At 64.5% G+C, this 24,070-nt stretch carries 20 protein-coding genes; 19 read left to right on the plus strand and 1 reads right to left on the minus strand.

Annotated elements, in window-relative coordinates; translation table 11 throughout:
• From ABC977_RS16640 to ABC977_RS16660, 5 genes are all read left to right on the plus strand, one after another.
• Nucleotides 1–272: helix-turn-helix domain-containing protein (locus tag ABC977_RS16640; protein WP_369668404.1), on the plus strand; the 272-nt coding region annotated here is incomplete at its 5' end.
• 183 nt (nt 273–455) lie between these two features.
• On the plus strand, nt 456–1,268 hold the full coding sequence (locus tag ABC977_RS16645) for a class I SAM-dependent methyltransferase (RefSeq protein WP_369668405.1): 813 nt from the start codon (nt 456–458) through the stop codon (nt 1,266–1,268).
• Between the two features lie 279 nt (nt 1,269–1,547).
• Entirely contained in the window at nt 1,548–3,680 is a 2,133-nt protein-coding gene (locus ABC977_RS16650; protein ID WP_369668406.1) for a TonB-dependent receptor, read from the plus strand.
• Nucleotides 3,681–3,780: 100 nt separating this feature from the next.
• A complete protein-coding gene (locus ABC977_RS16655) occupies nt 3,781–5,574 on the plus strand; it encodes an ABC transporter ATP-binding protein (RefSeq protein WP_369668407.1) in 1,794 nt (597 codons plus the stop codon).
• The gene (locus tag ABC977_RS16660; RefSeq protein ID WP_369668408.1) at nt 5,571–7,418 is read left to right on the plus strand and encodes an ABC transporter ATP-binding protein; all 1,848 of its coding nucleotides are present in this window, start codon (nt 5,571–5,573) and stop codon (nt 7,416–7,418) included. Before ABC977_RS16655 ends, ABC977_RS16660 begins: the two co-directional genes overlap by 4 nt.
• A 270-nt stretch (nt 7,419–7,688) precedes the next feature.
• Here ABC977_RS16660 and ABC977_RS16665 read toward each other — a convergent pair whose 3' ends face one another.
• Nucleotides 7,689–7,958 (minus strand): ribbon-helix-helix domain-containing protein, encoded by a 270-nt coding sequence (locus ABC977_RS16665; RefSeq protein WP_369668409.1) that lies wholly within the window; start codon nt 7,956–7,958, stop codon nt 7,689–7,691.
• Between the two features lie 383 nt (nt 7,959–8,341).
• Here ABC977_RS16665 and ABC977_RS16670 point away from each other — a divergent pair, with 383 nt between their 5' ends.
• From ABC977_RS16670 to ABC977_RS16735, 14 genes are all read left to right on the plus strand, one after another.
• Nucleotides 8,342–8,911: a Uma2 family endonuclease gene (locus ABC977_RS16670; protein ID WP_369668410.1), complete on the plus strand. Its 570-nt coding sequence runs from the start codon at nt 8,342–8,344 to the stop codon at nt 8,909–8,911.
• Between the two features lie 418 nt (nt 8,912–9,329).
• Nucleotides 9,330–9,545 carry a hypothetical protein gene (locus ABC977_RS16675; protein ID WP_369668411.1) on the plus strand — a complete coding sequence of 72 codons (216 nt, stop codon included), beginning with the start codon at nt 9,330–9,332 and terminating at the stop codon, nt 9,543–9,545.
• The gene (locus ABC977_RS16680) at nt 9,546–10,286 is read left to right on the plus strand and encodes an AAA family ATPase (protein ID WP_369668412.1); all 741 of its coding nucleotides are present in this window, start codon (nt 9,546–9,548) and stop codon (nt 10,284–10,286) included.
• A gap of 587 nt (nt 10,287–10,873) precedes the next feature.
• Nucleotides 10,874–11,455 (plus strand): restriction endonuclease subunit S, encoded by a 582-nt coding sequence (locus ABC977_RS16685; RefSeq protein ID WP_369668413.1) that lies wholly within the window; start codon nt 10,874–10,876, stop codon nt 11,453–11,455.
• Nucleotides 11,452–13,011, plus strand: a complete 1,560-nt coding sequence (locus tag ABC977_RS16690; RefSeq protein WP_369668414.1) for a type I restriction-modification system subunit M — start codon at nt 11,452–11,454, stop codon at nt 13,009–13,011. The genes ABC977_RS16685 and ABC977_RS16690 overlap by 4 nt, the downstream gene beginning before the upstream one ends.
• Complete coding sequence (locus ABC977_RS16695) at nt 13,008–14,030, plus strand: virulence RhuM family protein (protein ID WP_369668415.1); 1,023 nt, start codon at nt 13,008–13,010, stop codon at nt 14,028–14,030. Before ABC977_RS16690 ends, ABC977_RS16695 begins: the two co-directional genes overlap by 4 nt.
• Nucleotides 14,027–15,217, plus strand: a complete 1,191-nt coding sequence (locus ABC977_RS16700) for a restriction endonuclease subunit S (RefSeq protein ID WP_369668416.1) — start codon at nt 14,027–14,029, stop codon at nt 15,215–15,217. Before ABC977_RS16695 ends, ABC977_RS16700 begins: the two co-directional genes overlap by 4 nt.
• Nucleotides 15,217–16,629: a Shedu immune nuclease family protein gene (locus ABC977_RS16705; protein ID WP_369668417.1), complete on the plus strand. Its 1,413-nt coding sequence runs from the start codon at nt 15,217–15,219 to the stop codon at nt 16,627–16,629. The genes ABC977_RS16700 and ABC977_RS16705 overlap by 1 nt, the downstream gene beginning before the upstream one ends.
• 2 nt (nt 16,630–16,631) lie before the next feature.
• Entirely contained in the window at nt 16,632–17,471 is an 840-nt protein-coding gene (locus ABC977_RS16710; protein WP_369668418.1) for a DUF3800 domain-containing protein, read from the plus strand.
• 9 nt (nt 17,472–17,480) lie between these two features.
• Nucleotides 17,481–20,696 (plus strand): type I restriction endonuclease subunit R, encoded by a 3,216-nt coding sequence (locus ABC977_RS16715; RefSeq protein ID WP_369668419.1) that lies wholly within the window; start codon nt 17,481–17,483, stop codon nt 20,694–20,696.
• Nucleotides 20,697–20,701: 5 nt separating this feature from the next.
• A complete protein-coding gene (locus ABC977_RS16720) occupies nt 20,702–21,403 on the plus strand; it encodes a M48 family metallopeptidase (RefSeq protein WP_369668423.1) in 702 nt (233 codons plus the stop codon).
• A gap of 18 nt (nt 21,404–21,421) precedes the next feature.
• On the plus strand, nt 21,422–21,967 hold the full coding sequence (locus ABC977_RS16725; RefSeq protein ID WP_369668420.1) for a hypothetical protein: 546 nt from the start codon (nt 21,422–21,424) through the stop codon (nt 21,965–21,967).
• A 422-nt stretch (nt 21,968–22,389) separates the two neighbouring features.
• Nucleotides 22,390–23,232 (plus strand): tyrosine-type recombinase/integrase, encoded by an 843-nt coding sequence (locus ABC977_RS16730; protein ID WP_369668421.1) that lies wholly within the window; start codon nt 22,390–22,392, stop codon nt 23,230–23,232.
• The coding region (locus tag ABC977_RS16735; protein WP_369668422.1) for an IS91 family transposase at nt 23,225–24,070 on the plus strand (846 nt) is incomplete at its 3' end. The genes ABC977_RS16730 and ABC977_RS16735, both read left to right, overlap by 8 nt.

Genomic DNA, 24,070 nt, shown 5'->3' on the forward strand with positions numbered 1-24,070 from the left:
CGCCGCCGACGATCGCCGAGCTCGGCCGCCGGGTCGGGCTCAACGAGTGCTACCTGAAGGCCGGCTTTCGCGAGCACTTCGGCGGCACGATCGGCGCCTACGCTCGCGAGCGCCGTCTCGAACGCGCCCGCGACCTCATCGAACGGGAGGGCCACGGCGTACAGGAGGCGGCCCTGGCCGTCGGCTTCTCGAATCTCGGCTGGTTCTCGGCGACCTTTCGGGCACATTTTGGCTGCCTTCCATCACACCTTGCCCGCGGCGGCGGGCGCTGACCGCCGACCAGGATACGCTCAGGCCACTCGGCTCATCGTCGGATTCTCCCGATCCGATCAGCACTCCTCCCGCTTCGAACAGCATCGCCGGCAAGAAATGCGAATAATGCGCATCGGCATCTTTTGCCCGATCGGTTTCGCCGGTCGGGCCCAACGATCAACGGGTGGATGACGAGAGCGGCGATGACCGAACTGACCGGTGTTCCCGAGACCATGCTTTGGACCCTGCACAACCGAGCGAGCGAGGCGCTGCGCCCCGATGGCTTCATCCGTGACCGCGAGGCGGTGCGTCTCTACCAGGCCATCGCCTACGACTACGAGCGTCGCTTCGGCCGGCCGGATGGCTCGCATGCGACCCGCTCGGCGGTGTTCGACGAGGTCGTCGCGACGTGGATGGCGAATCACCCCGTCGGCACCGTCGTCGAGCTCGGTTGCGGGCTGGAGACCCAGTTCCAGCGCATCGACAACGGACGGGTGCGCTGGTTGTGCGTCGACGTCCCAGAAGCCATCGCCGTGCGCGAGCGTTTCCTCGCGTCGAGCGAGCGCTGCCGCTTCATCGCCAGGAGCGCGCTAGACCTCGCGTGGATGGACGAGGTCGAGACGCCCGAGGCGGTCTTCGTCACGGCCCAGGGGCTCCTGATGTACTTCGACGAGGCCGATGTTCAGCGGCTCCTGACCGCCGTCATCGAGCGGTTCCCAGGTGTCGAGATGATGTTCGACGTGATCCCGCGCTGGTTCTCCCGCCAATCCGTGGCGGGGCTGTGGAAGACCAGACATTACCGCGTGCCGCCGATGCCCTGGGGGGTGGGCCGCAACGAGATCGACCCTCTCCTCCGTGGCTGGTGCCCGTCGATCCGGCGGATCCGCTATCTGCCGTATCGGCGCTTTCGCGGCCTGCCGTGGTCCGTGGTCTTTTCGCTGCTGGCCGGGACACCGGGCCTGCGCAATCACGCACCGGGGATGGTGCATGTCGTGACCGGTGCCGAACGAGACTGACCGAGGGCAGCGCCGAACGATTCAGTGCCTCCCGTGCGGGGCAGGAGCCTTGCCATGTTCCGTCGCGATCAGCGACGGAGCGCGAAGGAATCGGAAGCCGCGTTGGCGATTTCCGTGCCGGTCTTTGGCCAGGACGGCCAATGGATCAGCGTCTTCCGCGGTCGCCGTGCTGGCAGGTCGCCCATCCCGGTAGCCCGAACAATGACCAGTCCCGCCCTGTCCTCCGGGGATTCCGACCGGAGGGATGGGTTCTCGATGAAAGATTTTTGAAGGTAGGGTATGCACCGATCGAATGAGACGAAGCTCACGATGGCCCTGGTCCTGGCCGGGCTGTTCGGCTGGCCTTGGCCTGTGTCTTGGGCCACCGAAGCGTCGAACGCTGCGATCCTGAACAAGGTCGATGCGATGGAAATGCCCATCCTGACGGTCACGGCGCGGATCGGCGAGGAGTCGCTCGCCGAGGTCCCATTCAGTGTCAGCGTGGTGGGTGGCCATGAGCTGGAAACCCGTCGGCTGACCAGCTTCGAACAGGTTCTTCGGCAGTCGCCAGGCGTCGACGTGAGTTCGTGGGGTGGCGCGAACGACGCCAATATCCGCATCCGCGGCGTCGGTTCGATGTGGCAGGTCAGTGCCGATGACAATTCGGTGGTGCTCAATCTGGATGGTGTCCCGGTGTCGGGCCGCCATGCGGCACTCGGTGCCTTCGATGTCGAGCGGGTCGAAGTCCTCAAGGGTCCGCAGGGCACCCTGTTCGGTCGCAACAGTCTGGCCGGGGCGATCAACGTCACGTCGCGTCGGCCAACCCGGGAGCTGGAAGGACATGTCCGCCTCGAGGGCGGCCAGGAAGGCCAGCAGCTCCAAGAGGCGGCGATCGGCGGCCCCCTGTCCGGGACCTTGATGGCCCGCCTGGCGGTCCAGAATGCCGGTTCCGACAACCCGATCGAGAACCTGGGCACCGGCAAACCCCTGACCTACCAGCGCGATCAAGCGGCGCGCGCGAGTCTGCTTTGGGAGCCGAACGCGCGCACATCGGCCCTGTTGATCGGCGAGTATCAGCGGCTCGGCGGCTATGTCGGGTCGATGATTCTGCGACCTTACGCGGACCCACCGGCCGTCGACCTGTCCCCCGATCTGATCGACGGCAATGAAAAGACATTTCAACGCTACTCGCTGGAGCTCAATCATGACCTCGCCGGTAGCCGCGTCACGTCGCTGACCTCCTTGGCCTCGACCGACTTGGCCATCAACAAGGCCTATGATGCGATCGTCATGGAGGCGCTCTACGGCCTGCCGATGGCGTATCCGGCGGCCGACGAAGGCGATGAAAGGGTCTTCAATCAGGACCTGCGCTGGGCGTCGTTGCCCGGCGCTCGGATCTTCTGGGTCCTCGGTCTCAACATCTTGCGCTCGGAACGGGATTTCGATTCGCGGGATTTCGTGACCGGCGCGACCGCCGATCGGCGCTTCGAGACCGACAGCGAAGCCCTCTACGGGGAGATCACCTACCCGCTGACGGAGGCCTGGAAGGTCACCGGCGGTTGGCGTCATTCCTGGGAAGACAAGACCTATGATGCCCGTTATGCGAATAGGAACATGGCCGGCGTCACGGACGACCGTCGCCGCTCGACCGACCGATACGACACCGGCCGCGTCGCCCTATCGTACGCCTGGACGCCGGGCACGAACCTCTACGCTGTTGCCTCCCGCGGGTACAAGTCTGGCGGCTTCAACGACTATGCCACCCAACCGGCGGACAGCGAACCCTATGACCCCGCCGTCTCCGATGCCTTCGAGCTCGGTTTCAAGTCCCGCTCCGCCGATGGCCGTCTGACGCTGAGCGGCGCGGCCTTCTATAACCAGGTCAAGGACGACCATCTGCTCGGCTACGACTATCAGACGATGGCCACTCAGGCGCTCAATGCCGATACCAGAAGCCACGGTGCCGAGTTGGAAGGCGAATGGCGGGTTGGCCGCGGTCTGACGCTGTCCGGGGGCTTCAGCTACGTCGACGCGACCATCACGAGCGACGTCGCCGACGTGCAAGGCGGTCCGGTCGCGTCCGGCAACCGGGTACCGGATGTCCCGTACTGGAGCAGCCTGATCACGGTCTCCTATCAGCGGGCCTTGGGGGATCTGGCGGGACTCCCGGCGCCGGTGCTCAATGCCGATCTGAGCTACCGCTACATGGGCACTCGCCCAGCCGATCCACAGAACCATTTCGACCTGGATGCCTACCACAAGCTCGATCTGCGCCTCGGCGTGTTGTTGGGCGCGGCCGAGGTCTACCTGTGGGCCGATAATCTGCTCGACGAAGCCCACGACCTCTACGGCTATTGGTTCACGCCGACGGTTCAAGTCGGGGCACCGAGCCGCGGCCGGACCTTCGGCGTCGGCGCCAGCTACCTCTTCTGATCGATGCGCAGCGACAGCGTTTACCGCCGCCACCTCGGGGGGCGCCATGTCCGTTGACACCTCAACCGGCGACACATCAGGGTCGAGCCCTTGGGCCGTCATGCGCCCGGTCCAGGGCCAAATCCGCTTCGCGATGGGGCTTGCCGGGCTCGGCACCATCTTGGGTCTGGCCGCGCTCGGTTGTCTCGCCTGGGTCATCGAGCGGCTGATCGCCGCCCCGGGTGAGTGGCCCTGGCTGGCGATGGCCGGGGTGCTCGTCGGCACGGTGGGGGCCTATCTGCTGCGCATCCACGCGTTCGACCAGTCGCACTATGCCGCCTTCCGTCTCGAACAGGTGCTGCGCGGCCGGCTCGCCGACCATCTGGCGCGGCTGTCGCTCGGCGAGGTTCAGCGCCTCGGCGCCGGGAGCCTGGCCAAGGTCATTCAGGACGACGTCAAGGAGTTGCACGTTTTTGTTGCCGACAGCACACCGCTCTACGCGCGCACCTATGTCGGACCGGCGGTGACGCTGGTCGCCCTGCTGTGGCTCGACTGGCGCTTGGCGCTGGCGGCCGTTGCGGTCCTGCTGCTCGGCTTCGCGGCCATGACCTTGGCGATGCGCGACCGCGCCGAACTGACCCGCCGCTACCACGCGGCGCGCGAGCGGGTCAGCAGCGCCGTCGTCGAGTTCGTGCAAGCGATGCCGGTGGTGCGGACCTTCGATTCGGGCACCACGACCTTCGGGCGCTTCCAGCAGGCCCTCGCCGATTACCTGGGTTTCCTGACCCGCTGGTATCGCGAGGCGAGCCTGTCCGGGCGCCTCGGCATGGCGCTGCTCAATCCGATGCCGACGCTCGCCGTCTTGCTGTGGCTCGGCGTTTGGCTGACCTGGCACGACGCGCTGACCTTCTCGACCTGGCTCGCGGTGTTGCTGATCGGCACCGGCATGGCCGAGGCCATGATGCCGCTGATGAGCCTCTATCATCTGGTCGACAAGGCCAAGCTCAGCATCGCGCGCATCGACGAAGTCCTGGGCCTGCCGGTGCTGCCGCAGGTCGCGCCGGAGCGCGCCCGTCGGCCGGCCGATGCGAGCGTCGTCTTCGAGGGGGTCAGTTTCCGCTATGGTTCGGATAGGGATGGGGGCGGGGAGGGCGGCGAGGCGATCACCGATCTCAGTTTCACCGCCGCGCCGGGCAGCGTGATGGCCCTCGTTGGTTCGTCCGGAGCCGGCAAGACGACGGTCGCGCGGCTGATCCCGCGGTTCTGGGACGTCACGGCCGGGCGGGTCCTCATCGGCGGCGTCGACGTGCGCGAGATGCGCGCCGAGGACCTGATGGGCCAGGTCTCGTTCGTGTTCCAGGATACCTTCCTGTTCGCCGACTCGATCGCCGAGAACATCCGCCTCGGCGTGCCGGAGGCGGGCCGCGAGGCCGTCGAGGCGGCCGCCCGGGCCGCGCAGGCGCACGACTTCATCACGGCATTGCCGCAGGGCTACGACACCCGGGCCGGCGAGCGCGGCATCTTCCTCTCCGGCGGCCAGCGCCAGCGCATCACGATCGCCCGCGCGATCCTCCAGGACCGCCCGATCCTGGTGCTTGACGAGGCCACGGCCTTCGCCGACCCGGAGAACGAACTGGCCCTAGTCACGGCCCTGTCGCGGCTGATGCGCGGCCGAACCGTGATCCTGGTAGCCCATCGGCTCGCGACGATCCGCGACGCCGACCAGATCCTGGTGCTCGAGCGTGGCCGCCTGGTCGAGCAGGGCCATCACGACGCGTTGCTCGCCCGCGATGGCCGTTATGCCGCGCTCTGGCGCAGCTACGAGGGGGCCCAGCATTGGGCGCTGCAGCGCGATGCGACGCCGACCAGGGTGACGGCCGACGTGCCGCCGCGGTGCGAGGAAGCGACGCCATGACCAGCGATACTCTGACGAGCACGCCGGTGAGCCGGCGGCGCCTCACCCCATGGCAAGAGACCTACCGCCAGCTCCTGCGCAGCGCTGGTCCCCGGGCCCGCGAGCTGCGCGTGGCCCTGCTCGGCCTGATCGCCGCCGCCGCCCTTCAGGGCCTGGCGCTGGCCTGCCTGCTACCGCTCTTTTCGGCGCTGCTGCCGGTGCCGGACTGGCCAGCGGTGCTCGCCTGGCTCGCCGTCATGACGGCCTTGATGGGGCTCGCGACGCTCGCGCGCTGGCGCGCCCAGGGCTTCGACTTCGACGGCCACATGGCCGTTGCGACCCACGCGCTGCGCACACGCCTCGGCGAGCAGTTGCGCCGCATGCCGCTGGAGCGCTTGCAGGACAGGCGCACCGGCGAGGTCAACGCGACCCTGCTCGGCAACGTCGATGAGAACCTCAACTATGCGATGACGGTGCTCAATCTGATCCTGACCGCAGTGGTCACGCCGTTCGTCGCGGCGCTGGCGACCCTCGCCGTCGATTGGCGCATGGGGCTGATCCTGCTTCTGATCTTCCCGGCGATCATTCCGCTCTATCGCTGGCGGCGGCCGGTCTTCGCGGGCACGATGCGCGGTCTGGCCGTGGCGCATCAGCGCACCAGTGGCGACATCCTCGAATACACCCAGGGTCTGCCGGTGCTGCGCGCGGCGCGCTGCGCCGGCGAGCGGGCCGAGCGCTTGCAGGCGAGCTTCGCCCACCTGCGCGAGGTCCAGACGCGCGCCCAGCGCACCGGCAGTCGGCCGAAGGTCATCATCGCGAGCGTCGTCGAGCTCGGCCTGCTGCTGATCGTCGCCGTCGGCGTCACCTGGGTCATCGCTGGCACCCTCGACGTCGCGGTGCTCGCGGCGCTCCTGGTCATGATCGTGCGCTTTGCCGAGCCGCTGGCCAATTTCGTCAACTACACGGCCATCCTCGAGCTGATCGAAACGGCCCTCGAGCGCATCGAGGCCCTGCTCGCGATCGAGCCACTGCCGCAGCAGACGCCGCCGGCGGTACCGGCGCGCTTCGATATCCGTTTCGCCGGTGTGACCTTCCAGTATGCGGGGACCGAGCGCCCGGTGCTCCGCGAACTCGATGCCGAGTTGCCGGCGCGGCGGATGACGGCGCTGGTCGGTCCGTCGGGATCGGGCAAGACGACCCTGACCCGTCTCCTGATGCGCCACGCCGACCCGCAGCGCGGCGCGGTCACCATCGGTGGCATCGATGTGCGGGCCATCCCGCCCGAGACCCTCAATGGCCTGATCTCGGTCGTCTTTCAAGACGTCTACCTATTCGACGATACGGTGCTGGCCAACATCCGCATGGCCCGCCCCGAGGCCAGCGACGCCGAGGTCGAGGCCGCCGCCCACGCAGCCCAGTGCCTGGAGTTCATCGAGCGCCTGCCGCGGCGCTGGCAGACGCGCCTCGGTGATATTGGTGGGCGGCTCTCGGGCGGCGAGCGCCAGCGCATCTCGATTGCCCGCGCCCTGCTCAAGGACGCCCCGATCGTCGTCCTCGACGAGCCGACCGCGGCGCTCGATACCGAGAGCGAGCGCGCCGTCCAGCGGGCCATCGACGCCCTCGTGCGCGACAAGACGGTCATCGTCATCGCCCACCGGCTGTCCACGATCGCCGGCGCCGACCGCATCCTCGTCATCGAGGACGGGCGCCTCGTCGAGCAGGGCCATCACGGCGAGCTCCTCGTCGTCGGAGGCCGCTACCGCGCCATGTGGGATGCTCAGCAACGCGCGAAGGATTGGTACCTGGGGCTGGCCGGTGAGCCGGGGAACGGAAAGCAGTCGGCGCGATCGTTCTCGGCAACGTAAAGCGGAGAACGGACAACGGACAGGGAGTCCAAGCCAGGTCGAGGGTCTAGGCCGGGGCCGTGACCGTGCCTGCCGCAGCGGTGACAAGGAGACCGAATCCCTCGATACGAAATGAGAGCGGAGACTGGCATCAAGCGTTGCTGCACACGTCAGCCGCTGCGTGCTGCATGGCAACATACAGATCGGCAATGTAGCGACCCACGATGTCATTGCCCCATTCGCGGCGCGACCGCGTGCGAATTCGGCGCAGATCGAGCGCGGCAGACGCCATTACGGCGAACCTTCGGCTTCGCTGCGATCCAGCCGCGCCGTGTCGGTTTTGAAATCCCCACTGGAAACAAATGCCCGGCCCGCTGCCAGATCGCGGTAACCCGTGAGGATGGCCCCCTGCACAAGTGAGCCTTCGCGGCGCTCCATGTCACGGCGAAGCAGATCGCGCACATACTCGCTTGGGGTTTCGTAAAGCCCCCCATCACCCACCATTCGGTCGACGAACTCCACCAAGGGTTTTGAGAGACGGGCATTGATGCGTTCGGACATCGCAACTGAAGTGGACCCCGGATTTGAGGCAGCCCCTCGAGATAGAGCGACGAAGCGAGAGGCGCGAAGATGAAGCGCAAGCGCTACAGCAAAGGTTTCAAGGCGCGTGTTGCGCTGGAGGCGATCAAGGGGCAGAAGACGGCCAACGAGCTGGCCTCGGAGTAGGAGATCCACGTGACGCTGATCAATATCTCGAAGAAGCGGGCCTTGGAGGGGTTGCCGGAGGTGTTTGGGCCGGGCCGGCAGCGGAAGGGCGGTGCGCCTGGAGTGGGTCGAGCGGTACAGCAGCGGTTCGTGGAACGAGCTCATCGATCGCTACCACTACCTCCGCATTCAACGAACCGGCAATCGGTCTATACTTCAGCAGAGACGGGGAGCCGACCATGACCGCGATTACCGAGGAACAGATTCGCCGCCGCCGCTTCAACCTCGCCGACTATCACCGGATGGGCGAGGCCGGGATCCTCGGCGACGACGATCGGGTCGAGCTCATCGACGGCGAGATCATCGAGATGACACCCATCGGAAGCCAGCACGGTGGCCGCGTAAAGCGTCTCGTCTATCTGTTGACTCAGGCCGTAGCACAGCATGCCATTGTCGCCGCGCAGGACCCTGTCATCCTAGACGATTGCTCCGAGCCCAAGCCAGACCTCGCCCTGCTCCGGCCGCGGGTCGATTTCTACACGGCATCACACCCGCGGCCCGCTGATGTGTTGCTGCTGATCGAAGTCGCGGACACCAGCTTTCAAAAGGACCGCCAGATCAAGGTCCCACTCTACGCCCGCCACGGGATCCCGGAGACCTGGATCATCGATACCGAGCACCAACGCGTGCTGCGTTTCGCCGAGCCCAAGGATGGCGCCTACCAAACCGAGGAAGAAGTCGATCTGAGCCAGCCGGCTCCGTTGCCCGGTCTACCCGGGCGTACGGTGGACCTCGCAGGGTTGTTCTGACGATCCCGGCCACCCCCGATCCCGGCCACCCCCGATCTCGCCCGCCCGCGGACCGCCCGCCTGGGACGGGGCGCCCGAGCCGGCGCCGGACTGGGACCTGGCCGCTCAGCCCGAACCGGAGGTCGAATTCGATCAGCGTATCACCTGGTAGTCGCCGTCTCCTGCGGGAAGCGGTGCTGGAACCCCTCGTTTTGCCGCCGGCCGGCATGACCCCGGGCCCGCTCCAGCGCGCCGCTTCGGCCTGCAACGGGCGTCGCGCGAGGGCGGTCCGCCGTGTTTCCGGACCTTGACCTCATCACACCCCGCATTCACTACCGTCCTGTCTCAGCGCCGGCCTGGACCCTCAAGGCGGCTTGGATTTCCTATCCCACCCACCAACGCGCCGACGCTGTTCGGTGGCGCGCTCGCCGGCCAGGGCGTGGCGATCTATGTCACCGCCGAGGATGATGCCATCGAGGTGCACAACCGCCTAAACGCGCTGGGTCCGATACCCGACCAGCTCTACGTGCTGCCGCTGCCTGATGCCGGCGGCGCCGTGCCGCTGTTCGCACCCGACGCGGCCACCCGCGGTCCCTCGACCACGCCGGCGTGGATGGCGCTGGAGCAGCAACTGACCACGCTAGCCGGTCTGTGAGTGATCATCCTCGATCCGCTGCAGCCGCTTTGCGCACTGGATCTGAACGTGCCGGAGAACGGCCAGTTCGTCTGCTCGCGGCTTGCGGCGCTCGCGGCTAGCACCGGAGCGTCCGTGATCGTCTCCCACCACTTCGCCAAGCGCGAGGCCTCGACCCCAGAGCAGGCCCGCGAAGCGATCCGGGGCACCGGCGGCCTGGTCGATGGCGTGCGCTCGGTCTACGCGCTGTGGAACCCCAAGGAGGATCAGGCCAAGGCAATCTGCAAGGCGCTGGGGGAGCCCTTCGAGCGCGGCCGGGTCGTGATGGGCGGCGTGGTCAAGGCCAACGGTCGCGCCAATCTGCGGGTGACCACCTTTCTGCGTGACAGCCGTGGCCTGCTAGTGGACCGCAGCGATGCCGTCATCCGCGCCCGCCAGACCGACGTGGATCTGCTGCCGGACCTCAAGGCGGCCATTGCGCGGGCCGCCGCCGAAGGCAAGCCGTACACCAAGACCGGCGGCAACGGCGTCTATGAGCGTCGCCACGAACTGCCGGAGGCCTTCCACGCCATCGGCAAGCACCGGCTGGCCGAGTGGGTCGGCACCCTGCTCGACCGGGAAGAACTCGTCATGGCCATGGTCGACGGCTCGAAGCTAGTGAAGTGGCTGGACGTGCCCGATGGCCCCATGGCCAGTGGCGAGGCCGCCTTCGTCACCGGGCATCTGAAGCGCGCGAACGCGGGCCAGCAGAATCAGCCATGAGCATGCCCAGGGCCGACCTCCGTTCCCGACTTCCCGCTTCCCGACCGGGAACGCAGGGCCGGGCGGGAACGCCAAACCCAGCACTGGCGCGGGTTTCCAGCGTTCCCGGCCAAAGCCCTTCCCGGATGCGGGTGGGAACGCGCAAACCCAGCAACGACGCCACTTTCCCGGTTCCCGGCGATTCCTCTCTAAAGAGAGAGGGTGAGCATCGGGAATGCTCACCTCCCTCGATTCCACTGGCTGGCCGGACATGGGAACGATGCCCCGGCGAGACGGCACGGGTCCTTCCTGGCCGCATTCGTATACGGGGGGCGCGAGCGCGCTGCTCGGCTACCGTCAGGGTGCAAACCGAGGTTTGCAGGGTTTGCGGTTTGCACTTGGGGATCGCGACCTGCCTCGAAGGCGAACAGGGTAATCCGCGCTCCGAATGGGGCAACGAGTTCCTTGCTTACCCCCATTCCTGCCATCCCGGCCCAGACAGCCAATCCGAAAAATTTGTAGAAACGCCGTTACTTTTAATTGACAGGCAACATTCGGGGACCTAACATGGCACCTATGATGATTGTCGTAACGGCGTTTTTGCAAACATGAATCTTGGCGAGCTGGCTGAAGTACAGATGGGCTACCCCTTCCGGTCGCGTCTCGAGCACGACCAGCAGGGCGATGTCGCCGTGATCCAGATGAAAGACATCGACGACGCCAACCTGCTGCACGCCGAAGAAGCGATCCGAGTAACGCTGCCCAAGGGCAAGACCCACCACCTGCTGTGCGCGGGTGACCTGCTGTTCCGTTCTCGGGGTCGCAGCAATGGCGCGGCTCAGGTGCTGGAAGGCATAGGCCCGGCCGTGCTCTCGGCGCCGATGCTGCTGATCCGGCCCCACAAGGTGCTGCCCGCCTACCTGTGCTGGTACATCAACGCGCCGGCCACGCAGGCCCAACTGGCGGCGCTGGCCGAAGGCACCTCGGTGCGGATGATCAGCGCCGAAGCGCTGAAGGCGCTGGAGGTGCCGCTGCCTTCGCAGGCCACACAGCAACGCATCGTGCATGCAGCCGCCCTGGCCGAACAAGAACGAACACTGCTGGCCCGCATCGCCACCCTGCGCCAGCGCCTGACCACGCACCTGCTGATGAAGCTTGCCCACCCATCCCCAGAAAGGGCCACCCCATGACCGACCAGCTCACCCAACAAGACGTCAACAACACCGCCTGGGCCGCCTGCGACACCTTTCGCGGTGTCGTCGATCCGGCGCAGTACAAGGACTACATCCTGGTGATGCTGTTCCTGAAGTACATCAGCGACCTGTGGGCCGACCACTACGCCGAGTACAAGAAGGAGTACGGCGACAACGAGGAGCGCATCCGCCGTAAGTTGGAGCGCGAGCGCTTCATCCTGCCCTACGTCGAGTTCAAGGATGAGAAAACTGGCGAGGTCACCGACCGCTTTCTGGCCGACTTCCACGCTCTGTACGAGCGGCGCAAAGCGGCCAACCTCGGCGAGCTGATCAACATCGTGCTCGACCACATCGAGGAGGCCAACAAGGCCAAGCTCGAAGGCGTGTTCCGCAACATCGACTTCAACTCCGAGGCCAACCTCGGCAAGACCAAGGACCGCAACCGCCGTCTGGAAAACCTGCTGGGCGACTTTGCCAAGCTCGACCTGCGTCCCAGCCGCGTGTCCGAGGACGTGATCGGCGACACCTATATCTACCTGATTGAACGCTTCGCTTCCGACGCCGGCAAGAAGGCCGGCGAGTTTTACACGCCCAAACAAGTATCGAAGCTGCTGGCGCAGCTGGCCGCCCCCAAGCCCGGCGACCGCATCTGCGACCCCACCTGCGGCGCCGGCGGCCTGCTGATCGAAGCCGCCGCGCTGGTCGAGCAACAGGGCAGCCGCGACTTCGCGCTCTTCGGCCAGGAGGTCAACGGTAGCACCTGGGCGCTGGCACGCATGAACATGTTCCTGCACGGCAAGGACGCCGCCCGCATCGAGTGGGGTGACACCATCAACAGCCCCGCACTGGTCGAGGCTGACCGCCTGATGCGTTTCAACGTGGTGGTTGCCAACCCGCCCTTCAGCCTGGACAAGTGGGGCGGCACGGAGGTCGAGGCCGACCGTTACAGCCGCTTCTGGCGCGGCCTGCCGCCCAAGTCCAAGGGCGACTACGCCTTCATCACTCACATGATCGAAACCGCGCTGCCGCAAGAAGGCCGCGTGGCCGTGGTGGTGCCCCACGGCGTGCTGTTCCGGGGCGGTGCCGAAGGCCGCATCCGCCGCGCCCTGATCGAGGAAAACCTGCTCGACGCCGTCATCGGCCTGCCAGGCAATCTCTTCCCCACCACCTCGATTCCGGTCGCCATCCTGGTGTTCGATCGCGCCCGTGAAAGAGGCGGCGTTCGTGAAAACTGCCAGGACGTGCTGTTCATCGACGCCAGCCGTGACTACCAGTCCGGCAAGAACCAGAACGCCCTGCTCGACGAGCACATGGCCAAGGTGCTCGCCACCTTTCGCGCCCGACAGCCGGCGGACAAGTACGCCCATGTCGCGAGCCTGCAGGAGATCGCCGACAACGACTTCAACCTCAACATCCCGCGCTACGTGGACACCTTCGAGGAAGAGGAAGAGATCGACGTCGCCGCCGTCGAGCAGGAGATCGAGCGCCTGGAAGGCGAACTGGCCGAAGTGCGCACGCGCATGAAGCAGTACCTCAAGGAGCTGGGCGTATGAGCGGCGGCGAACTGATCCTCTACACCTTGGATGACGGCAGCGCCGCCATCCAGCTGCGCGCCGAGGGCGGCACGGTGTGGCTCACTCAGCTCGAAATGGCCACCCTGTTCGATACGTCCAAACAGAACATCAGCCTGCACATCAAGAACATCCTGGCCGAGGGTGAGTTGGTCGAGGCAGCAACCGTCAAGGAATCCTTGACAGTTCAAACCGAGGGCAAGCGCCGGGTTCAACGGACCAACCTGCTCTACAGCCTCGACATGATCCTGGCCGTCGGCTACCGGGTGCGCTCCCCGCGCGGCACCCAGTTCCGCCAGTGGGCCACCACCCACCTGCGCGAATACCTGGTCAAGGGCTTCGTGCTGGACGACGCCCGCCTGAAGGAGCCCGGCGGCTGGGACTACTTCGACGAGCTGCTGGCGCGCATCCGCGACATCCGCGCCTCGGAAAAGCGCTTCTACCAGAAGATCCGCGACATCTACGCCACCGCCGTGGACTACGACAGCAAGTCTGAGGCCGCCCAGCTGTTCTTCAAGAAGGTGCAGAACAAGATGCTCTGGGCCGTCACCGGCCACACCGCGCCGGAACTCATCGCCGGCCGTGCCGACCCCACCCTGCCCAACATGGGTCTCACCACTTGGGCCGGCGGCCGGGTGCGCAAGCAGGACGTCACCATCGCCAAGAACTACCTGAGCCAGGATGAGATCGAGGCCTTGGATCGCATCGTCGTCATGTACCTCGACTACGCCGAGGACCAGGCCCAGCGCCGCCGCACCCTCACCATGCGCGACTGGGAAGACAAGCTCGACGCCTTCCTGCAGTTCAACGAGCGCGAGGTGCTGACCCACGCCGGCAAGCTGCGCAGTGATGTGGCAGAGAAGCTGGCGCTGGAGCGCTATGAGAGCTTCGACGCCGCCCGGCGGGAGGCAGCGCGGCTGGCGGCGGATGCCGAGGACATGGCCGCGTTGGAGCAGACCGAGCGGGCTTTGGAAGGCAAGGGGCGGGGGAAGAAGAAATGAAGTCCGAATCCTCCAGTTTTCGATTCCTTGCTCAACTCTGCACGCGAATCACGGACGGCACGCACCAGACGCCCAACTACCAGGATCAAGGGGTGATCTTCATTTCAGCGAAAAACATCAAGGGCGGCCAGCTTGATTTCGCCGATAGAAAGTACATCACCCGCGAGGAGCACGAGTTCCTGACCAAAAGTGCTAAACCGGCCCCGGGCGATCTGTTGCTCACTAAGAGTGGATCGCTCGGTGACGTAGCCGTAATTCCAGAACTCGATTTCGAGTTCAGCATCTTCGAAAGTCTGGCGCTCCTTAAGCCACGCAGAGACCTTGTTGACCCGCACTATCTTTACCAGTACATCCGCTCACCCGACGCGGCTAGACACTTTCACGGAATAACGACAGGGCTTGCGGTCAAGCACCTACACCTTGGCGACCTCCGCAAGCTGAAGGTTTTCCTACCCCCGCTGAAGCATCAAAGAGAACTTGCGGCTCAGCTCTCGGCCTGGGACACCGCCATCCAGAAAACCGAGCAACTGATCGCCGCGAAAGAACGCCATTACAGCCACGAACTGTCGCGCCGTTTCTCGGAAGATCGAACGGCCCCAAGGAAATACCGGCTTGGCGAGATCGCTTACGTACCACAGAAGCTACCCGAATCGCCGAAAGCCGATGACGTCTACGTTCTGGTTAGGCTCTACTGCAAAGGCATTGAAAAGAATGAACGACAGAAGAAGGAACCGACAAAGAATGGCCGCCCCATTTTCAGAAGGAATGCAGGTGAACTTCTTGTCGGTCGACAGAACATCCATAACGGGGGCTTCGGAATTGTGCCGAAAGACCTGGATGGGTCACTAGCATCGAATGCAATCACGAGTCTTAGGTTCCACCCAGAGAAGGCTTCTGCCGATTATATTTTTTTCTATCTTAGCCGTCCCAGCCATTACAAGAAACTTGAGAGAGTGATGGGTGGCACAGGGCAAAAGGAAATTTCTGAGAGCCAGCTCATGACGCTCACCATCCCACTGCCGGCCCTCCACACCCAAACTGCCATCGCCCGCTACCTCAACGCCCTGCGCGACGAGATCAACCTGCTCAATCAATCGGTCGAGGCGTACAAGGCCCAGAAACGCGGCCTGATGCAGAAGCTGCTCACCGGCCAGTGGCGGCTGCCGGTTCAAGAGGAGGCCGACTGATGGCGCTCGGCTTCCGGCAGCACGACCCGGATCGCGATGGCACCCTCGAGGTCGAGGAAGTCCATCCCAATTTCGTCGAGGTCTACTTCGTACCGCCGGAGCGGAGTCTGGTGGAGGCTGGGCTCGACCCGTCGCAAGCTACTCGCTACAAAACCAAGCTGCTGGAAATCAACGGCCAGCACAATTTTCTGACGATCTATCCGATCAGCACATTCGGCGACCGATCCGATTTCCTGAAGCCGAAGTATGGCCAAATCGAGCGCATCACGCTCGACGACACGGACATCATCTCCGGGGTCGGCTGGGACGCGACTTCGACACCGGAGGACGTGCGCGATGTCCTGGAGAATCTGCCCTCCACCTTCACCAAGGACTACGCCTACGGGCTTGGCCTCGCGAAGCCGTACCGATTCATCATCGATGCAGTGCAAGAGCTGTCGGATTGCAGCGAAATAGTCATCACCAACAAACACGCCACCGGTCCCACGCAGGACGGCGACGGGATCTTCCACATCTCCACGCAGGACTTCGAGCAGGCGCGCGTCGAACTGAACAAGATTGACCGCCACGCGCAATCTGCTGTCCGCGCCGTGAAATGGACCGCTGCCCACAACATCCTGGCGGAACGGCTCGGGGTGCCGAAGCAGGAACCGAAAGCCGGCCGGCACCCCTATCGCAAGCTCTTCACCGCCGTGGCGGAGGGCAAGCAGGAGCTGTCCGAGGAGGATCAGAACGCCGTCATTGGCACCCTGACCAGCCATGCCGCCGATATCGCTGAAGATCAGCCGGAGAAGCTGGCGAAGCTACGCGGCGACATCGAGCTGGTGACGCTTGAAGCCCTGATCACCCGATATGAGGGGATGCTTGGCGAGAATCTGAACGAAGGTCACTGGCAGGAATTCTTCAACGAGAACCCCTTCATTCTGAACATGGCCTTCGGCTATCCCGTGATCAAGGTGCGGGACCAGGCATCGGTCGGTGGACGCAAGCTGTCGGGCGACGGGGAAAAGATCACTGATTTTCTGGTGAAGAACAGCCTGACCAACAACACGGCGATCTTCGAGATCAAGACGTCACAGACGCCGATTCTCAACAAGACACCATTTCGCGATGGCGTTTATACGCCATCGGCCGATCTGTCGGGTTCGATCAATCAGGCGCTCGATCAGAAGTACCAGTTTCAAAAGCAGATCGCCCAGATCAAGGACAACACCCGGCTTTACGACATCGAGTCCTATGCCGTGCATTGCTGCCTCGTGATTGGCAAGACGCCCGATGGCGATGACCGGAAGAAGTCTTTCGAGCTGTTCCGTCGCAATTCCAAGGACGTCGAGATCGTAACCTTCGACGAGCTGCTGGAGAAACTCAAACAGCTGAGCGCCTTCCTGCGCGCGGCCGAGGCGGAGAGCTGATCATGAAGTTTGCCTATATCGACGAATCCGGCAGTACCGAGGAAGGTGATGTATTCGTCATGGCGGGCCTGCTGATCGATGCCTACCGCCTGCGCAAGTACACCAACCGCTTCGACCAGGAATTGGCTGTCTTTCTGGCCAAGCACCCTGGCGCGCCGAACGAGCTCAAAACCAAAGCCTTCATTAACGGCCGCGGCGGCTGGAATACGGTTTCTGCCGACGACCGCAAACAGTTCCTCACCGATATGTGCGCGCTGGCTGCAGAAGTCTCGTCGATCTATGGCTTCGGGATGTCGTTCGAGCGCTTCAATGCGGCCTGCGCCAGCGGCACTTACACCACGCCATGCGCTGGAAATTACTGGGCGCTCAACGGGATGTTCGTCAGCGGTCTCATCCAGAAGAAAATGCAGGGCAAGTCCAACAACAAAGGGCTGACCGTCCTCATTTTCGACGACAACAAGGCCCATATGCCCAAGGTGTCGGACGGGCTCTATCTGGCCGAGCCGTGGTTCGACGCCTTGTACCAGCAGACGAAGAAGGTCAAAGGCAAGAATCAGTGGGGCGAGCTGAAACAGCCCCAACGCTTCGACCACATCATCAATACCGCCTTTGCGATCAAGTCGCAGCACTCCTCGCTCGTACAGGTGGCGGATGCCGTCAGTTATGTGTATCGCCGCCATCTGGAGCTCACGACACAACCGGAAGCCTGGGCGGGCGAGCAGGCCCTTTATGCCGGTCTTGTGACCAGACTCGATGCCAAGCGCGAGCGGCTGGGCCGCACACCCGATGCCGAGTGCATCGACTTCTACAACGCGGTCACGCACCCCGCCTGGGCGCTTTAGGGTATGACGATGGACAGCTTCCGCTTCGACGAGAAATACCTCTCCCAGATCCCGGCTCTGCAGGTGCTGGTGAATCTTGGCTACCAGTATCTGACGCCCGCCGAGGCGCTGGCCGCGCGCGGCGGCAAGGCCGGCAACGTGCTGCTGGAGGAGATCCTGCGCGAGCAGTTGAAAAAGCTGAACCGCATCCAGCACAAGGGCGGCAGCTACCTGTTCAGCGAGGAGAACATCCAGAGCGCCATCCAGCGCCTGAAGAACGTGAAGTACGACGGCCTGCTCAAGACCAACGAGGCGGTGTACGACCTGCTGACGCTGGGCGTGGCACTGGAGCAGTCCATCGAGGGTGACCTGAAGAGCTTTACGCTGACCTACGTGGACTGGCGCAATCCGGGCAACAACGTCTATCACGTGGCCGCCGAGTTCGCCGTGGAGCGCACCCGCAGCGTCGAGACCTGCCGACCGGACGTGGTGCTGTTCGTCAACGGCATCCCCTTCGCAGTGATCGAATGCAAGTCGCCCAGGGTCGAGGTGGCCCAGGCTATTTCGCAGACCATCCGCAACCAGCGCGACGAGTACATCCCGCGCCTGTTCACCTACGTTCAAACGGTCATGGCGGTGAACAAGAACGAGGCCCGCTACGCCACCACCGGTACCCCGGCCAAGTTCTGGTCGAAATGGAAGGAGGACGTGGCGGACGCTGAGTTGGCGCCACTGCTGGAGCGCCCGCTGCCGGAGTCGGTCAAGGCCTCGCTGTTCGATCTGGCCTTCGCCGAGCTGGGCGTGCGCGAGGAGATTGCGCCCTACCTGGTCGGCCGGCAGGTGACCGAGCAGGACCGCACGCTCTACGCCCTGTGCCGGCCGGAGCGCCTGCTGGAGATGGCCTGGGCCTTCACCGTGTTCGACGGCGGAGTGCGCAAGATCGCGCGCTACCAGCAGGTGTTCGCCATTCGCGAGGTCCTCGCCCGCGTCAAGCAGACGGACGACAGTGGCAAGCGCCGGGGCGGCATCGTCTGGCACACCCAGGGCTCGGGCAAGTCGCTGACCATGGTGATGCTGGCCCGCGCGCTGGCACTCGAACCTTCCATCCGCAACCCGCGCATCGTGCTGGTGACCGACCGGGTGGACCTCGACAAGCAACTCGGCAACACCTTCGCTGCCTGCGGGCTCTCGCCCGACCGTGCCGAGAGCGGCCGCCATCTCGTGGAACTGGTGTCCGACGGCAAGGCGCACATCGTCACCACGCTGGTGCACAAGTTCGACAAGGCGCTGGCCTACAAGAAGTTCAGCGATGCCTCGCCCGACATCTTCGTGCTGGTGGACGAAACCCAGCGCACCCAGCTCGGCGGTTACTCGGCACGCATGCGGCAGATGTTCCCGAATGCCTGCTATATCGGCTTCACCGGCACGCCACTCTTGACCCGCGAGAAGAGCGACGTGGCCAAGTTCGGCGGCGTGATCCATACCTATGCCATCGACCAGGCGGTGGCCGACGGCGCCATCGTGCCCCTGCTCTACGAAGGGCGCATGGTGGAACTGGAGCAGAACCAGGCGGCCATCGACATCTGGTTCGAGCGCCACACCCAGGGGCTGACTGACCAGCAGAAGGCTGACCTGAAGAAAAAATACGCTCGTGCCGAGATGCTGAACAAGGCAGAGCAGGTGATCTACATGCGCGCCTTCGACATCAGCGAGCATTACCGCCAGAACTGGCAGGGTACCGGCTTCAAGGCGCAGCTGGTGGCGCCCAACAAGGCGGCGGCCTTGCGCTACAAGGCGTTTCTGGACGAGCTGGGCGCAGTCACCAGCGAGGTCATCATCTCCCCGCCCGACGAGCGCGAGGGCTTTGACGAAATCGACGCCGAAGAATCCACCGACGCGGTGGTGGCCTTTTGGCAGCGCATGATGAAGCGCTACGGCTCGGAGGAGGACTACAACAAATCCATCGTCAATGCGTTCAAGAACGGCGACGAGCCGGAAATTCTGATCGTGGTGGACAAGCTTCTGACCGGCTTCGACGCGCCGCGCAACACGGTGCTGTATCTGGCGCGGCGGCTCAAGGATCACTCCCTGTTGCAGGCCATTGCGCGAGTGAACCGCCTGTACGAGGACGAATCCGGCAGCAAGGCCAAGGACTTCGGCTACATCATCGACTACGTGGGTGTGCTGGGCGAGCTGGATCAGGCGCTGACCACCTACAGCGCCCTGGAAGGATTCGAGGCGGCGGATCTCGAAGGTGCGCTGACCTCGATCCATGAAGAAACCAAGGCGCTGCCGCAGCGCCATGCCGAGCTGTGGGATCTGTTCAAGACGGTGAAGAACCGCCAGGACGAGGAAGCCTTTGAGCAACTGCTGGCCTTTGATCCGCTGCGCGCCGATTTCTACGAGCGGCTGTCGGCCTACGCCAAGACCCTGGCCATTGCGCTGTCCTGCGAACGTTTCATCACCGACACGCCCGAACAGAAGCTGCGCGCCTACAAGAACGACCTCAAGCGCTTCGTCAATCTGAAGGCGGCGGTGAAGCTGCGCTATGCCGAGTCAGTGGACTACCGCGACTTCGAGCCGCGTATCCAGAAGCTGCTGGACACGCACATCTCGGCCTCCGAGGTGGTGCAGCTGAACGCGCCGGTGAACATCTTCGACGAAGCCGCTTTCCAGAAGGTGGTCGAAGAGCAAGGTGCGGGCAGCGAGAAGAACCTCGGGGCCAAAGCCGACATGATCGCCCACGCCACCCGGCGCGCCATTAACGAGCGGCTGGAGCAGGACCCGGCCTTCTACGAAAAATTCTCCAGGCTGATTCAGCAGGCCATCGACGACTACCGCGCGAAGCGCCTGTCCGATCTGGACTACCTGCAGCGGGTCACCGAGATCAAGGACGCTGTGGTTTCGCGCAAGGGCGACGACCTGCCCGAGCGACTTCACGGCGACGCCGACGCGGCTGCCGTCTATGGCCTGTTGCACCCCTTCGTGGCGAACCACCTCAGCGACGACGAGCAGGCGCGGACCGCTGCTGCGGAAGCAGCCGTGGCGGTGTGGGATATCTTTCGCCGTAACCGCAAGGTGGGCTACTGGGATGACCTCGACGTCCAGCGCCGGACCATGAACGAGATCGACGATTACCTCTACGACGAGGTAAAGGGCGCACGCGGCATCACACTGTCGACCGAAGAGATGGACGAGATCATCGAGAAGACGATGCAGCTCGCCCGCCACCGGATGGCCAAGTGAAGACGATGACCGGAACGCTGACCTGGGGCACCGACACGATCCGCTACGAGGTGCGTTTTTTGGCCACTCGCAAGACGCTGGCCATTGAGGTACATCCGGATAGCCGCGTGTTGGTGCGAGCACCATTGGGCTGTCCCGAGCACTTGATCGCGGAGCGCCTGCAGAAGCGCGCTGGCTGGATCAGCCGGCAGTTGGCCGAGTTCGAGCGTTACCGCCCCCGCACGCCGGCAAGGCAGTACATCAACGGGGAATCGCATCTCTATCTCGGCCGGCAGTACCGGCTGAAGCTGGCGGAGGGAGATTCGGCCAACGTCAAGCTCACACGCGGCCAGCTTCTGGTCTCGCTGCCCGGCGAGCCGGAGCCAGAGCGCGTCAAGACATTGCTGCACCGCTGGTATCTCGACCGGGCACGAGCCGTATTCACTGAAGTCCTGGACGCCAGCCTGCTCCACTTCAAGGGCGTCGAACACCCCCGCCTGATCGTGCGCGCCATGCAGTCGCGCTGGGGTAGCCTGTCACGCGCGGGCTCCATGACCTTGAACGTCAACCTGGTGCGCGCTCCACGCTCCTGCATCGAGTACGTGGTGACCCACGAGCTATGCCACACCCGACACCGCGACCATGACGCACGGTTTTTCAAACTGCTGGGACAGGTGATGCCGGACTGGGAACAACGCAAGCAGCGACTGGAAGCGGCGCTGCTGTGAGGGGCACAAGGAGAGCGCATGGCCAATAGAACCCCGATGACCACCGCCGGACTTTCTGCGCCAGGTTCAACCGCGAACGCGATCTTACAAACCGCCACGAAACCCGACCGCCTGTCTCCGCAGTATTCTGCCTGGATTGAACAGCAGGACTTTCTCGCGTTTCTTCGCGCCGGACGCTGCAGTGAAGAGGTCGTCCTGTATGCAGGACTGACACATTGCTTCCTATATGGCATCGCGGTGCCATCGTCGGCCGTGACGGCAGTTGATGTGGATGACCTGCTGGGCTGGAGCTGCAACCCGTTTTCCACTTGGGGGCTATGTCACGGCTACCGGGAAGGCGCATCGGAGCGGCAGATGTGGATCGAGCCGCCCTTGAGCAGTTGCGGATCAAAGACGCTTGAGCTTGGTGAACAATTGCTGTTCATCCGTGAGTTCGATGGCCACCGGGATGACCGCACCTACGTCGAGCTCTCGCAAAAGCCGGTGAAGACGAAGTCCATGGTCGGGGAGTCCGGCTGGGCGAATTCCGCCCAGTCCTTGCTGCGCAAGCTTTCCGTCGCATAGTTCGCTTCCAGAACCCAGTTACACGCCCAACCGGCAATGGCCTGCTATTCTGTACAAATGCATGGTTTGCCTGTGGACTCTATCCGCACGCCGACATGGCCGTCGCCGCGCAGAGATGCCGAGCTGTTCCGTATTGCCGCCGCCGTCCCGAGCACACCATCCTCTACCAGATCATCCAGCAGCACCTGGAGACCTACCTCAGGCTAGCCCGTCTTCGACTATTCGCGTCCATTTTTCACGTAACCCGTTGTTGAACTAATCCGCTCCGCGGGCCTTTGGTGCAGACCCGCATCGAAGGCCATGATTAGACGAAGATTATAGGGCGAGCAGATCGCCCAGGACGGCCTTTCCGCCGCGGGGCTCCCGCCCATCGACCACACTCGGTCATGACCCAATCGGGGTCGTTGACCGAGGATGCGACGATGAGCGCGTTGCGCCAACGCATGATCGTGGCCATGGCGATGCATGGCTTCTCTGCCCGCACCCATGAGAGCTATCTGGCCGCTGTGCGCGGCCTGGCCAAGTACACCCGCCGGTCGCCCGATACCTTAAAGTCGGCGGATCTGAAGCGCTACTTCGAGTACCTGGTGCGCGAGCGCCAGCTGGCCCCGGCCAGCGTGCGTCTGGCCTATAACGGGATCCGCTTTTTCTACCTCCAGGTCCTCGCCTGGCCGGCGGTGGACTTGGAGGTGACGCTGCCCAAGCGCGCCCAGCGCATCCCGGAGCTGCTCACGCGTGCCGAGGTCGCGGCCATCCTGGCGGCTTGTGGCGACCGGCGTTATCGCACCATGCTGAGCCTGTGTTACGGGGCCGGTCTGCGCTTGAGCGAAGTGCTGACGCTGCGCGTCGCTGATATCGACGGGGAGCGCAAGCTCCTGCGCATCGCCCAAGGCAAGGGCGCGAAGGACCGCCTGGTGGTGCTCTCACCGAGCCTGCTCGAGGCGCTGCGCGCCTACTGGCGCCTATACCGCCCGCGCGAGTGGCTGTTCCCGAGTCGGGGCGGGACCCCGCTGAGCCCGACCGGCCTGCAGAAGGCCTTTACCGAGGCCAAGCGGCGTGCCGGGGTCAGCAAGGTCGGCGGCCTTCATGGGCTTCGCCACGCCTACGCCACCCACCAACTGGCCGCCGGCCTCGGCGTGGAACGGCTGCAGCGCCTGATGGGCCATGCCAGCATCCACACCACGCTACGCGACCTGCACTGGCTACCCAGTGCCAGCGAGGGCGAGCGTGACCTGCTCGCCAAGCTGGAGGTGGCCGATGGCTAAGCCCTCCCTGCAAGCGGTCATCCACACCAGCCTGGCCAATCTGGCGGCGACCCAGCCGCTGAGCCCCCGCCAGTGGCAAGTCTGTCATCACATTGGCGCTTGCCGCACCGAGGCCCTCGGTGGCCTGCTCCTCGAATGCGACGGCTGCGGGGAGTCGGCGTTCCTCTACTATGCCTGTCGCGACCGCCATTGCCCGCGCTGTCAACGCCTGGCCTCGCTCGCCTGGTGCGAGCGCCAACGCGCCGCGGTCCTGCCGGTCACCTATCATCACCTGGTCTTCACCCTGCCCGATATCCTCAACGGCTGGGTCGAGGTTCATCCCAAGGAGATCTACGATCGGCTCTTCGAGACCGTCTGGGCGACCCTGTCGGCCTTCGGCGCCGACCCCAAGCGCCTCGCTGGGCAGCTCGGGATGACCGCGGTGCTGCACACCTGGGGCGAGACCCTGGTGCGCCACGTTCACCTGCATTGCCTGGTGCCCGGCGGGGCGCTCGGCACCGACGGCACCTGGCACCCGGCGAAGAGCACCTACCTGTTCCCGGTGCGGGCGCTCTCACGGCACTTTCGCGGCGGCTTCGTCAGCCGCCTGCGCCGCGCCGTCGCGGACGGGCGCTTGGCACGACTCGATGCCGCTGAGATCGATCAGATGCTCGATGCGCTGATGGCCCGCGACTGGGTGGTTTACTCCAAGCCCTGCCTCACCCACACCGAGACGGTCGTTGACTACCTCGGGCGCTACAGCCACCGCATTGCGCTGAGCGACGCGCGGCTCGTGAACTTCGACGGCGAGCGCGTTGCCTTGCGCTACAAGGACTACCGCGACGGCGCGCGAGGGAAG

Source organism: Thioalkalicoccus limnaeus, from assembly GCF_041197575.1.
Classification (GTDB): Bacteria; Pseudomonadota; Gammaproteobacteria; order Chromatiales; family Chromatiaceae; genus Thioalkalicoccus; species Thioalkalicoccus limnaeus.

Coding starts and splice junctions, on each gene's coding strand:
- ABC977_RS16645 (WP_369668405.1), top strand. CDS start 456: ATGACCGAACTGACCGGTGTTCCCGAGACCATGCTTTGGACCCTGCAC.
- ABC977_RS16650 (WP_369668406.1), top strand. CDS start 1,548: ATGCACCGATCGAATGAGACGAAGCTCACGATGGCCCTGGTCCTGGCC.
- ABC977_RS16655 (WP_369668407.1), top strand. CDS start 3,781: ATGCGCCCGGTCCAGGGCCAAATCCGCTTCGCGATGGGGCTTGCCGGG.
- ABC977_RS16660 (WP_369668408.1), top strand. CDS start 5,571: ATGACCAGCGATACTCTGACGAGCACGCCGGTGAGCCGGCGGCGCCTC.
- ABC977_RS16665 (WP_369668409.1), bottom strand. CDS start 7,958: ATGTCCGAACGCATCAATGCCCGTCTCTCAAAACCCTTGGTGGAGTTC.
- ABC977_RS16670 (WP_369668410.1), top strand. CDS start 8,342: ATGACCGCGATTACCGAGGAACAGATTCGCCGCCGCCGCTTCAACCTC.
- ABC977_RS16685 (WP_369668413.1), top strand. CDS start 10,874: ATGAATCTTGGCGAGCTGGCTGAAGTACAGATGGGCTACCCCTTCCGG.
- ABC977_RS16690 (WP_369668414.1), top strand. CDS start 11,452: ATGACCGACCAGCTCACCCAACAAGACGTCAACAACACCGCCTGGGCC.
- ABC977_RS16695 (WP_369668415.1), top strand. CDS start 13,008: ATGAGCGGCGGCGAACTGATCCTCTACACCTTGGATGACGGCAGCGCC.
- ABC977_RS16700 (WP_369668416.1), top strand. CDS start 14,027: ATGAAGTCCGAATCCTCCAGTTTTCGATTCCTTGCTCAACTCTGCACG.
- ABC977_RS16705 (WP_369668417.1), top strand. CDS start 15,217: ATGGCGCTCGGCTTCCGGCAGCACGACCCGGATCGCGATGGCACCCTC.
- ABC977_RS16710 (WP_369668418.1), top strand. CDS start 16,632: ATGAAGTTTGCCTATATCGACGAATCCGGCAGTACCGAGGAAGGTGAT.
- ABC977_RS16715 (WP_369668419.1), top strand. CDS start 17,481: ATGGACAGCTTCCGCTTCGACGAGAAATACCTCTCCCAGATCCCGGCT.
- ABC977_RS16720 (WP_369668423.1), top strand. CDS start 20,702: ATGACCGGAACGCTGACCTGGGGCACCGACACGATCCGCTACGAGGTG.
- ABC977_RS16725 (WP_369668420.1), top strand. CDS start 21,422: ATGGCCAATAGAACCCCGATGACCACCGCCGGACTTTCTGCGCCAGGT.
- ABC977_RS16730 (WP_369668421.1), top strand. CDS start 22,390: ATGAGCGCGTTGCGCCAACGCATGATCGTGGCCATGGCGATGCATGGC.